The sequence below is a fragment of the Bacillus sp. SA1-12 genome, assembly GCF_000981385.1.
Classification (GTDB): domain Bacteria; phylum Bacillota; class Bacilli; order Bacillales; family Bacillaceae; genus Metabacillus.
The window spans coordinates 269,586-281,805 of sequence record NZ_LATZ01000128.1; the positions used below are offsets into that span (position 1 = coordinate 269,586).

General features: G+C 41.4%; 12 protein-coding genes. 9 read left to right on the plus strand and 3 right to left on the minus strand.

The genetic code is table 11. From position 1 onward, the window contains the following. The first annotated feature begins 69 nt into the window (after nt 1-69). Nucleotides 70-1,116 carry an L-threonylcarbamoyladenylate synthase gene (locus WQ54_RS25380; protein ID WP_046588535.1) on the plus strand — a complete coding sequence of 349 codons (1,047 nt, stop codon included), beginning with the start codon at nt 70-72 and terminating at the stop codon, nt 1,114-1,116. Nucleotides 1,117-1,188: 72 nt separating this feature from the next. Here WQ54_RS25380 and WQ54_RS25385 read toward each other — a convergent pair whose 3' ends face one another. From WQ54_RS25385 to WQ54_RS25395, 3 genes are all read right to left on the minus strand, one after another. Then, entirely contained in the window at nt 1,189-1,890 is a 702-nt protein-coding gene (locus tag WQ54_RS25385; protein ID WP_046588537.1) for a FadR/GntR family transcriptional regulator, read from the minus strand. A 158-nt stretch (nt 1,891-2,048) separates the two neighbouring features. Then, nucleotides 2,049-3,407, minus strand: coding sequence for a glucarate dehydratase (gene gudD, locus WQ54_RS25390; RefSeq protein ID WP_046588539.1), 1,359 nt, complete (start codon nt 3,405-3,407; stop codon nt 2,049-2,051). Nucleotides 3,408-3,439: 32 nt separating this feature from the next. Next, nucleotides 3,440-4,783, minus strand: a complete 1,344-nt coding sequence (locus WQ54_RS25395; protein ID WP_046588541.1) for an MFS transporter — start codon at nt 4,781-4,783, stop codon at nt 3,440-3,442. A gap of 263 nt (nt 4,784-5,046) precedes the next feature. Here WQ54_RS25395 and kdgD point away from each other — a divergent pair, with 263 nt between their 5' ends. The 8 genes from kdgD to rpiB all read left to right on the plus strand — a co-directional run bounded on the left by kdgD (nt 5,047) and on the right by rpiB (nt 12,208). Further along, nucleotides 5,047-5,979 (plus strand): 5-dehydro-4-deoxyglucarate dehydratase, encoded by a 933-nt coding sequence (kdgD, locus tag WQ54_RS25400; protein ID WP_046588543.1) that lies wholly within the window; start codon nt 5,047-5,049, stop codon nt 5,977-5,979. Nucleotides 5,980-5,994: 15 nt separating this feature from the next. Further along, nucleotides 5,995-7,458 (plus strand): alpha-ketoglutaric semialdehyde dehydrogenase GucD, encoded by a 1,464-nt coding sequence (gucD, locus tag WQ54_RS25405; protein ID WP_046588545.1) that lies wholly within the window; start codon nt 5,995-5,997, stop codon nt 7,456-7,458. A 63-nt stretch (nt 7,459-7,521) separates the two neighbouring features. Further along, on the plus strand, nt 7,522-7,662 hold the full coding sequence (locus tag WQ54_RS34425; protein WP_197089671.1) for a hypothetical protein: 141 nt from the start codon (nt 7,522-7,524) through the stop codon (nt 7,660-7,662). 252 nt (nt 7,663-7,914) lie between these two features. Next, nucleotides 7,915-8,475 carry a manganese efflux pump MntP family protein gene (locus tag WQ54_RS25410; protein WP_046588547.1) on the plus strand — a complete coding sequence of 187 codons (561 nt, stop codon included), beginning with the start codon at nt 7,915-7,917 and terminating at the stop codon, nt 8,473-8,475. Nucleotides 8,476-8,782: 307 nt separating this feature from the next. Continuing rightward, complete coding sequence (locus tag WQ54_RS25415) at nt 8,783-10,165, plus strand: alkaline phosphatase (protein ID WP_046588549.1); 1,383 nt, start codon at nt 8,783-8,785, stop codon at nt 10,163-10,165. Between the two features lie 100 nt (nt 10,166-10,265). Continuing rightward, nucleotides 10,266-10,901, plus strand: a complete 636-nt coding sequence (locus WQ54_RS25420) for a hypothetical protein (protein ID WP_046588551.1) — start codon at nt 10,266-10,268, stop codon at nt 10,899-10,901. A 309-nt stretch (nt 10,902-11,210) separates the two neighbouring features. Next, on the plus strand, nt 11,211-11,669 hold the full coding sequence (locus WQ54_RS25425) for a low molecular weight protein arginine phosphatase (protein ID WP_046588553.1): 459 nt from the start codon (nt 11,211-11,213) through the stop codon (nt 11,667-11,669). A gap of 92 nt (nt 11,670-11,761) precedes the next feature. After that, nucleotides 11,762-12,208, plus strand: coding sequence for a ribose 5-phosphate isomerase B (gene rpiB, locus WQ54_RS25430; protein ID WP_046588555.1), 447 nt, complete (start codon nt 11,762-11,764; stop codon nt 12,206-12,208). The last annotated feature ends 12 nt before the right edge of the window (nt 12,209-12,220 follow it).

Sequence of the window (12,220 nt, forward strand, 5' to 3'; positions counted from 1 at the left end):
GAGAGTTATTTATCTACCTAAAGCGAAAAATAGAGTAGAAATGATCGGTTATTAAGGAGTTATAAACATATGAATACAAAAGTATGGGTTGTGGATGATCAAGCAACTTTATCCACTAGTTATCCACATATTTCACAGGCGGCACAGCTATTAAGAGAAAATGAAGTAGTTGCTTTTCCGACAGAAACAGTTTATGGCTTGGGAGCCAATGCTTTTTCCGACGAAGCAGTACGTAAAATCTACGAAGCGAAAGGGAGACCAAGTGATAATCCGCTGATTGTCCACATTGCTTCTAAAAGCAAGCTTGATGAAATTGTTAAGGACATTCCCGATTATGCCTATAAATTAATTAACGAATGCTGGCCTGGACCGTTGACATTAATATTGCCGAAAAAAGGGGAGCAATTATCCACCCTTGTAACGGCAGGCCTTGATACAGTCGGTGTGAGAATGCCAGACCACCCGATTGCCCTTTCCCTCATCCGTGAGGCAGATGTCCCGATTGCAGCCCCAAGTGCCAATCGGTCCGGAAAGCCAAGTCCAACTCAAGCATCACATGTATACCATGATTTAAACGGAAAAATTAGTGGTATTGTGGATGGCGGGGCAACAGGAGTTGGCGTTGAATCGACAGTACTCGATTGCTCTTCCTCAGTTCCAACGATTTTGCGGCCGGGAGGAATTACGAAAGAACAGCTTGAAGCGATCATCGGAAAAGTGAAAATCGATCAGGCGCTTGTTGAAGAAGGACATGCTCCTAAATCTCCAGGGATGAAATACACCCATTATGCTCCAAATGCTCCTGTTGTGGTTGTAAAAGGGAGTATAGAGTTTCTGCAGAAGGTGATCAATAAACAACGATCAGAAGGTAAAAAAGTGGGTGTACTGACGACGAGTGAAAATGTCAGAAAGCTTGATGCAGATACAATCATTCCATGCGGAAGCCGTGCGGATTTACAATCAGTTGCTGCCCAGCTTTATGATAGCTTGAGAAGGTTTGATGAAGAAGATGTCGAGATTATTTTAAGTGAAAGCTTTCCGCAAGAGGGTGTAGGGGAAGCGATCATGAACCGGTTGTTAAAGGCTGCAGGAAACAACCTTATTTTTGAAAGGTGAAAAAGGGAGGGACAGTCCCCAAGCAAACGCTGGGAATTGTCCCTCTTTTTCGTCCTTGTCACCACAGACTTCTTATTTCTCAGAAGAAAGCTTAAGTACCTTTTGCCGCACATAATCAAGATGGTTATACATGTGCTGAAATGCTGCCTGTGGATTGCGCTGCTCTAGAGCGGAGTAAATCGCTTGATGATGTGAAACGGTTAGATCACGCTCCCGGGTTTCAATTAAGCTGTCAATTTTTTGATGGGTGATGAGCAAAGAATCAATCATCCCTTCTACAATCGGATTATTTGCACTGATTGCGATGATGCGATGAAATTCTTTGTCATGGTCACCGTAATTATTGTCTTTGCTGTTTGCGATGGCATCGATCGTTTCTTGCAGAGCGGCAAGCTGCTCGTCCGTTATTTTTTCAGCCGCCATTGTGACAAGCCCAAGCTCAAGGGCCATTCGGGCTTCAATAATCGCCGGTAAATTATCAATGGCAAGTGCAAGCATAACAGAGAATGGATGACTTCCGATTTTATTGTTAAAAAATGTGCCTTCCCTTGTTTTGCGCGTAATAACACCTAGTGTTTCAAGGGCGCTTAGAGCTTCACGGATAACCGGCCTGCTTACATCGAGCTCCTCCATAAGCTCTGTTTCAGGGGGAAGCTTATCTCCAGCCTTCATTTGTCCGCTTACGAGCAGCTGAACAATCCGGTCGACCACTTGTTTTGCAAGTGTACTGCGGCTAACCGATTGAACGCCGATTTTTTTTGATGGGACACTCATTATGTAAACCTCTTTTCATTGAAGATTCAATTTAACTTATATTGTAAGACTAATTATATTATATCATGTAAAATTTTTCATGGCGGAAAGGAGAAATAAGCTTTAATAATAAATGCGCCACTCAACAGAGTGACGCATCTTTATTGAAAGTGAGGAGTTTATCTCACAAGACAAGGGCGTTTCGGGTCAAATTTCCAGCCTGGAATTAAATATTGCATGGCGAGTGCATCATCCCTAGCTCCAAGACCCTTATGAAGATAAAGCTGATGAGCCTTTTCAATTTGCTCCATATCGATTTCGATTCCAAGTCCGGGCTTATCCGGTACATCCACCATTCCGCCAACAATGTTAAATGGCTCCTTAGTTAAACGCTGTCCGTCCTGCCAAATCCAGTGGGTATCAATCGCTGTGATTTTTCCTGGTGCAGCAGCAGCAACGTGAGTAAACATGGCTAGTGATATATCAAAGTGATTATTTGAGTGAGACCCCCATGTCAGTCCCCAATCATGGCACATTTGTGCGACACGTACAGATCCTTGCATTGTCCAGAAATGCGGGTCAGCAAGCGGGATATCAACTGATTGCAACTGGATGGAATGGCCCATTTGACGCCAATCTGTTGCAATCATGTTTGTGGCAGTAGGCAAACCGGTTGCCCGTCTAAATTCTGCCATGATTTCTCGTGCGGAATAGCCATTTTCCGCCCCGCAAGGATCCTCCGCATAGGCTAATACATGATGCTGGTCTCTGCAAAGCTTAATAGCATCCTCTAAAAGCCAGCCGCCATTTGGATCAAGAGTAATGCGTGCTTCTGGAAAGCGTTCAGCCAGCGCGGTCACCGCTTCAATCTCTTCCTCTCCACGCAGCACGCCGCCCTTTAATTTAAAATCATTAAATCCATAACGAGCATGGGCAGCTTCTGCCAACCGCACAATGGTTTCAGGGGTTAACGCTTGTTCATGGCGAAGGCGAAACCAGTCATCTTCCGCCTCCTTGTCGCTCAAATAAGGGAGATCTGTTTGGTTCCGGTCTCCGACATAAAAGAGGTAGCCAAGCATTTCTACTTTATCGCGCTGCTGCCCCTCGCCAAGAAGGGCGGCAACTGGTACGCCAAGATATTGTCCTGCTAAGTCAAGCAGGGCTGCTTCTAAAGCTGTTACTGCATGAATAGTGATCCGAAGGTCAAAGGTCTGCTGCCCGCGTCCGCCTGAATCCCGATCTGCAAATTGTCTCCGGACTTTGTTAAGGATATTGTTATATGCTCCAATTGCTTGCCCCATGACCAATGGCTTTGCATCTTCAAGAGTTTGGCGGATTTTCTCACCACCTGGAACCTCGCCAACCCCGGTATTGCCATTGTTATCTTTTAAAATGACGATATTGCGTGTAAAGTAAGGGGCATGGGCACCGCTTAAATTGAGAAGCATACTGTCATGTCCTGCTACGGGAATGACTTTCATTTCTTTAATAACCGGTGTACCTGATATTATATTTTCTTTAACTAATTGAGTATTCATTTTCATCTCTCCCATTCAACTAGATTAATAGATTAAGATGTTAATTTTACGCGCTTAATTTCACCAACCAAGAATAAGTAGCTGAAAATTGCCACAAGGGCATTAGCACCAACGAAGATTAGTGCTCCATTAAATGAACCTGTCACGCTGATAATATACCCTATAATAATAGGTGTAGTGATACCCGCTATATTACCGAACGTATTGAACAGACCGCCGCTTACACCAGACATTTCCTTAGGCGATGTATCTGAGACAACAGCCCAGCCTAGTGCGCCAAATCCTTTTCCAAAAAAGGCCAGAGCCATAACAAAAATGACAACCCATTGAGCTTCTACATAGTTTGCAGCAACTAAACTCATTGACATAACCATCCCAATGACAATAGGTGTTTTACGAGCAACTGTTAATGAAAAACCTTTTCGCAGGAGGAAATCTGAAAACAATCCCCCAAGAATCCCGCCCAAAAAGCCGCAGATCGCAGGGAGGGAGGCAATAAAACCAACTTCTAGAATGGTCATCCCTCTCTCTTGCACAAGATAGACTGGGAACCATGTTAGGAAGAAATAGGTTAAGGTTGTAATGCAATATTGTCCTAGATAAATTCCTAATAGCATCCGGTTTGATAACAGCTTTTTAACATTACTCCAGTTTACCCCTTTTTTTGCATCTGTTTGATCCATATGAATCAAAGCTCCGCCAGCCTCAATATAATCAAGCTCAGCCTGGCTTATGCGCGGATGTTCCTTTGGATTGTGAATGGTTTTTAGCCAGATAAAGGCTACAATGATGCCTATCGTACCCATGAAGTAAAAGACATACTCCCATCCGAATTTGTATGTAATGTAACCCATTATCGGCGCGAAGAGAACGGTTGCAAAATACTGAGCGGAATTAAAGGTAGCTGCTGCTGTACCACGTTCATGACCTGGAAACCAAGATGCTACGATCCTGCTATTAGCTGGGAAGGACGGTGCCTCCGCCAATCCAACGAGAAACCGGAGTCCAAATAGAATGATGACAGCTGTTCCAACCGAACCGAAGATGCCGATTGTTCCTTGTAATAGAGTAAAACAAGACCAGAGGAAGATGCTCCAAAAGTAAACCTTTTTTGAACCGAAGCGGTCGAGAAGCCATCCGCCTGGAATTTGCCCTGCCACGTATGACCATGCAAATGCCGAGAAAACATAGCCCATCATGACGGAGTCTAGGCCAAGCTGATTGGACATATCAGATCCCGCGATTGATAAAGTTGCACGATCTGCATAATTTATCGCCGTAACCAGAAAGAGCATAGCAACAATCATCCAACGGGTTCGTGTCTTTTTTTCAGAATTTGGAGTTATCGGATTTATAGCTTTTTCAATCGCGCTCATAATCTCACTTCCTTTTATTATTATGGTATCGCTTACAAAAATCAAAGAAAAATAATTTCAAATTTTATAAGTTTATTATAATGTCATTCCTCCTTTATTGAAGCAAAATTCAAAATATTATTTGTCTAATAGTAAGACAAATAAATTTGATTGTCAATCATTTTCCCAAGTAAAAAATAATCATGAAATTTTTTCAATATTCTTATTGAAACGTTCGTCTATTTGTCTTACAATAAAACAAAACATATAAAGGAGGAACGGTTATGAATCATTTTCGCAAGGCGCCATCTGGAATTTTAGGATTTCCAGTTGCTCCATTTACAGTAAATAATAAGCTTGATGAAAAGTTACTTGCCCAAAATATTCAGTTTTTACTAAATGAAGGACTTGAAGCAATTTTTGTAGCATGTGCAGCTGGAGAATATCCATCATTAAGCAAAGAAGAATATGAAGCAATGGTAGAGGTCGCTGTGTCAGTTACAAATGGAAAGGTTCCTGTTTATACAGGAGTTGGAGGCAACATCCAAATTTCTCTGGAATTTGCTGAGATATCGGCTAAAAGGGGTGCGGATGGTTATCTAATTTTACCGCCATATCTTGTTTCAGGGGAGCAATCAGGTCTTGCGGATTATTTTAAAACAATTGCGGAAAGTACAGAATTAAATGCCATTGTTTACCAGAGAGATCAGGTTTCTTTATCATTAGAAACTTTGGAAACGCTTGCGGAGATACCACAGGTTGTTGGGGTAAAGGATGGACTTGGCAATATGGAGTTAAATACTCTTCTTACTCAAACATTTAAGCAGCGATTTGGATGGCTGAATGGCATGCCATTGGCAGAAGTGACAATGCCTGCCTATGTTCCGCTTGGGTTTAACTCTTATTCATCAGCGATCTCAAATTATATCCCGCATATTTCAAGAATGTTTTATGACGCCGTTTTAAACCACGATCAAGAAACGGTGGACGATCTTTATCAACATGTCATTTTACCAATTAACAGCATTCGCAAAAAGCGGAATGGATATGCTGTATCTCTTATTAAAGCAGGGATGGAAATCATGGGCATTCCGGTGGGGCAAACAGTCAGAAAGCCAATCAAACCAGTGGAAAAGGAGCATTATGCAGAATTAGAAGTGATTTTAAAGCAGGCAATGGATCGTTATCCAAAACCAGTAACAGAAAAATCATTATAAAAGGAGGATGAACAAATGGTTGTATCTATTGAGACAAAAACCTATTTAAACTTTATTAATGGTGAATGGGTGCCATCGATTAGCAATGAAGTCGAAAAAAGCTTGAATCCGGCAGATAATGAGGCGGTTGTAGGATATGTGCAAAAATCCACTAAAAAGGATTTAGACCATGCTGTAAAGTCCGCCAAGCAAGCGAAGGAGGCATGGCGAAAGCTTTCTGGAGCTGAACGGGGAGAATACTTATACAAAGCAGCAGCTATACTCGAAAAACGCATCAGTGAAATTGCAGAATGTGCGACAAGTGAAATGGGCAAAACAATTGCCGAAACAAAAGGTGAAACAGCACGCGGCATTGCCATTCTAAAGTATTATGCTGGAGAAGGGATGAGGAAAGTAGGGGATGTGATTCCTTCTACAGATCCATCTGCTCTCATGCTCACAACAAGAGTACCTCTTGGCGTTGTTGGTGTGATCACTCCATGGAATTTCCCGATTGCAATACCGATCTGGAAGATGGCACCTGCACTTGTCTATGGAAACACTGTTGTGATTAAACCAGCGACAGAAACAGCGATTACCTGTGCCAAAATTATGGAGTGCTTCGAAGAAGCGGGATTTCCGCCTGGGGTTGTCAATATGATTACAGGCCCCGGCAGTGTCGTTGGCCAAGGGATTGCCGACCATCAAGATATTAATGGGATTACCTTTACTGGCTCAAACAACATCGGGAAACAAATTGGTCAGGCAGCCCTTGCAAGAGGAGCGAAATACCAGCTTGAAATGGGAGGGAAAAACCCAGTTATTGTCGCTGCGGATGCGGATCTTAGCCTTGCCGCTGATGCAGTCATTGCAGGGGCATTCCGTTCAACAGGACAAAAATGTACAGCGACTAGCCGCGTTATTGTCTTATCTGAAGTCTATGAAGAATTCAAACAAATCCTTGTTCAGAGAACAAAAGAGATTACTATAGGTGATGGATTTGACAGCAGCACATGGATGGGCCCTTGTGCAAATGAAAGCCAGCTTCGTACCGTTCTTTCCTATATAAATAAAGGAGTAGAAGAAGGGGCAACACTATTAACCGGAGGGAAACGTGCCGAGGATGGGGAATTGGAAAAAGGCTATTATGTGGAGCCGACGATCTTTGACAACTGTACTCCAGAAATGGCCATTGTACAGGAGGAAATTTTCGGACCGGTGATCGCACTTCTAAATGCGGAATCCGTACAAGAAGCGATTAAACTGGCTAATAATGTAGAGTATGGGCTTAGTGCCTCTATTTTTACAGCCAATATTCAAAACCTGCTGTCATTCATTGAGGATATGGACGCCGGATTGATTCGTGTCAATGCAGAAAGTGCTGGTGTTGAATTACAGGCGCCATTTGGAGGAATGAAAAACTCCAGCTCTCATTCACGTGAACAAGGTGAAGCAGCGAAGGAATTTTTCACATCCATTAAAACGGTGTTTATTAAATAAATAGTTAAATAAGTAGAGGCTCATCTTTTCTTTGAGAACGAATCTATAATTGGAGGAAACCTTATGTGGATCATTACGTTGTATTCACAGTCGAATATCTCAATGTTTGAATTCGCTTCAGAAAAAGAAGCGAGGGAAGCCTTCAATAGAATCCGAGGCTGTAAGATTCTTTCACAAATCATTTACTATAATGATCCTTTATAAGAAAAAGGATAGAGAACGAGTTGAAAAGGTATAGGAACACGAAAGCTTGAATGGGCTGCATGGTCAGAATAAAAATTAGATGGCAAAAACGACCCCAAGAAAAGAGATGTCTCAAGAGTCAAACTCTGCGAGACATCTCTTTTTTACTTAAAGGAAAGAGGCCCCTTAATTGGCGTTCCCCACTATTCAAATCAGTTCTATTCCAAATTGGACGTGCATAAAGTTTAATAGGCGTGTCCGAGGGGGTTAATGATGAACATAGAAGCGATCATGGGTGAACTGCTTACATTGCTGATTATGGCACTGGCCTTAGGGATGGATGCATTTTCTGTAGGTCTTGGCATGGGGTTAATACGATTAAAGGCCAGACAAATCTTTTACATAGGAATAACAATCGGCATTTTTCATATATGGATGCCATTAGTAGGGATGCTAATCGGAAAAGCCCTGAGTGATACATTTGGTACGATCGCAACATTATTAGGCGGCGGTTTGTTAATTCTTCTTGGGGTACAGATGGTGTTCGCCTCATTTAGAAAAGATGAGAAGCCGTTGATTACACCAGTCGGATTTGGATTAATCGTGTTTGCCCTCAGTGTCAGCTTGGATAGCTTTTCTGTCGGCTTAAGCTTAGGAATTTACGGGGCAAAGACAGTTCTGACGGTTGTTACTTTTGGAATTGTTAGTATGGTGTTAACCTGGATTGGCCTGTTAACAGGTAAACGTGTCCAGGCATGGCTAGGTTCATATAGTGAAGCGCTCGGCGGAAGCATCTTACTGGCATTTGGCGTAAAATTAATCTTTCCATTCTAAGTAACGACCGGTTGTGTGGAACAGCCGGTCGTTTGTTAAGATAATATCTCCTTTGTAAAGCTTGTGTAAATATATCCATGATCATATTTTGGTGAATATGTAAAGGGCTGGGAAATAAAGAAGAATAATTAACCTTTTTGTAGTTCCTTACACCTAATATTATGGTGTTTTTTACTAAGTTCCCCTTTATCTAGTCCCTTTCTAACTATTATTTCCATTTACAATATTATTACATTTCCTTAAAAGTAAATTAAAACTCCTAATCTATAATCAGCTTTGTCACAACATAGAATAGGAGGAATCATTCATGTTTAATAAAAGATTTAAAAAGAAGCTTTTGCCATTAGCCGTTATGACAACAGTTGCTCTTGGTAGTTTAGGAGGAACATTCTCTGTTGCGGAAGCAAAAGAAGTAAATAATAATCCTGAAATAAAAAATGTCATCTTCCTGATTGGAGATGGAATGGGTGTTTCCTATACATCTGCTTATCGTTATTTGCAGGATAATGATAACTCGAAATTTGCCGCACGTACCGAGCTTGATAAATATTTAGTCGGACAGCAAATGACATATCCTGAAGATCCAGAGCAAAACGTAACGGATTCCGCATCTGCAGCCACAGCGATGTCCGCTGGTATTAAAACATATAATAATGCGATTGCCGTTGATAATGACGGTTCAGAGGTAAAAACCGTATTGGAATCTGCGAAGGAACAAGGAAAAGCAACAGGCCTTGTGGCAACATCAGAAATTACGCACGCAACACCAGCTTCATTTGGATCACATGATCACAGCCGTAAAAACATGAACGCCATTGCGGATGACTATTATGATGAGCTAATTAATGGCAAGCATAAAGTGGATGTGCTTCTTGGCGGAGGAACAGACTTATTTATCCGCGACGACCGCAATCTTGTTGAACAATTTAAAAAGGATGGTTTCAGCTATGTCACGAATAAGGACGAGCTGGTAAAAGATGATAATGAACAGGTTCTTGGTTTATTCGCAGAACGCGGCTTGCCAAAAATGATTGACCGTACAGAGGACGTTCCGTCTTTAGAGGAGATGACAAACTCTGCGATTGACCGTTTAAACAAAGACAAGGATGGCTTTTTCCTTATGATCGAAGGAAGCCAAATTGACTGGGCGGGACATGATAATGACATCGTTTCAGCTATGAGTGAAATGGAAGACTTTGAAAAGGCCTTTAAAGCTGCAATTGAGTTTGCGAAAAAGGACAAGCATACATTAGTTGTTGCGACAGCTGACCATTCAACAGGCGGTTATTCAATCGGTGCTAATGGCATTTACAACTGGTTTGGCGAACCAATCAAAGCAGCGAAACGCACACCTGATTTCATGGCAAGTGAAATTGCAAAAGGTGCTGATGTAGAAGAAACATTGAAAAAATATATTGATCTTGAATTAACTTCAGAGGAAATTCAATCTGTAAAAGATGCTGCTTCAAAAGAAGAAATTGATATTGATAATGCAATCGAGAAAATTTTCGATAACAGATCACATACAGGCTGGACAACTGGCGGTCATACTGGTGAAGACGTTCCTGTATATGCATTCGGTCCTGCATCTGATCGATTTGCTGGAAATATTGATAACACGGATAATGCAAAAATCATTTTTGATCTTTTAGAAAAAGGCAAAAATAAAACAGTGATTGAAGATAAGTAAGAAGAACTCGTAATAAATAGAGAGTTAGAAGGGCTGGCACATTCGCTTTACGTCAGCCCCTTCTTTTTTAAAAGATGGCGGCTAATAGGGGGTTTTACTGATGAAAAAAATCATCGTTCTTATCACATTATTATCAGTCATGTTAGTAGCATGCTCAAACAATAATGGCGGCAGTGCTTCTGAACAGGAAAAACAAAATGACACCGGGTATTTAGATGACTACTCATCAAACCCGCAGGTAACGGATGATCGAAACTTGGTTGAAGTCGGAAAATCGGTTTCCGATGAGAGAGGGAAGGCGACATTAAAGGCAATTAATTATGTTGATAAAGCATACGAAATTGGCCCGATTCAGCTTCGCATTAAAGATGCAAAAGTCATCCACCTGCGACCGGATTACAGCCTGATCGATTATTTTCATGTGTTAACACATGAGGAAGAGTTCGATTTTACAAAGGTGTTTGTTGAAATTGAGAACACATCTGAAGAAAAAGTCAGCTTCGCACCAATCGCAATGATTAAAACAAGTACAGGTGAAACCTTTGATTGGGAAAAGGATATTTATCTGGAGGATTTAAATGGTGAAATAGAGGGAAAGTCAGCGAAAAAAGGAAACCTGGGCTTTATCGTTGATACCTCAAAAGAGCTTGAATGGATTGAAATTACAACGAGTGATGTATTTGATCAAAATCAAAAGAAAATCCATGATTCACAAAAAATAAAGATTGAGTTCTAAAAAAGTATAGAGGCTGCCTCTATGCTTTTTTGGTTTAAAAGGAAATGATAAAGTGCTTGTTCTTTGGATAAGCGTTATCAGCATCCAGCTTCGAAGCACAGGACGTGCAAGGGCAGTCATGGTGATTGGACGTTAAGTCTTTGACTGCCAGCGCCCAGCCCCTCTAGGGTCTCGTGCAAAGAACGCCTATTCAATATCGTATTATTTGCTCTAGTCTGAGCAAGGCGCTTACGCTTTTATTCCTAAAGTGCATGTGACTATTTTCTTTACAACGTTTCCATTATAATAAGTAGAAAGGAGTGTTATGACATGACAAATGTATTATTCGTTTGTACCGGAAATACATGCAGAAGCCCTATGGCAGAAGCGCTTTTAAAGCATTTGAAGAGCTCTGATCAGCTGGATGTAAAGTCTGCTGGAGTATTTGCTATCGATGGCAGCCATGCAACACGATATGCACAAGAAGCTTTAAATGAAAAGGGGATTTCTTGCGATCATCAATCTTCAAGCCTGAGTGAAGAGATTGTTGATTGGGCAACAATTATTCTAACAATGACAAATCAACATAAGCAATCTGTTATCGAAATTTATCCGCATGCAGGTCGTAAAACATATACCCTTTCTGAATATGTTTCTGATAGGGACGAAGAACGAAAAGAGATCACCGATCCATTTGGCGGACACCTGGATACCTATCGTCAAACATTAGCGGATTTAGAAGAGCACATTTATAAATTAGTAAATAAGCTTGAGGGAAATAACGCTTAAGTTTTCAAGGAAATAATTGATCGTTCGATAAGATAAGCGATACAATAAAAGAAATGAATTTATTAAATATAGCAGATTATGGGAGGACCAAGATGAAAGTAGCAGTTGCATCAGATCACGGCGGTATAAATATTCGGAGAGAAATCATTTCATTACTAGAGGAATTGAACATTGAATATACAGACATGGGTTGCGAATGTGAAACATCTGTAGATTACCCTGATTATGCATTGCCGGTGGCAGAGCGTGTGGCAAACGGGGAATTTGATCGAGGAATCTTAATTTGCGGCACGGGCATTGGTATGAGCATCGCGGCTAACAAAGTAAAGGGCATCCGTTGCGCACTTGTTCATGATATGTTCAGCGCACAGGCAACACGTGAGCATAATGACAGCAATATCCTCGCAATGGGTGAGCGAGTAATCGGACCAGGTCTTGCAAGGGAAATAGCGAAAATTTGGTTAAATACAGAATATTTAGGCGGACGTCATGCGACACGTGTGGGAAAAATTGATCAATACGAAAATGAACACGCTTAAAAAGGAAGTCGT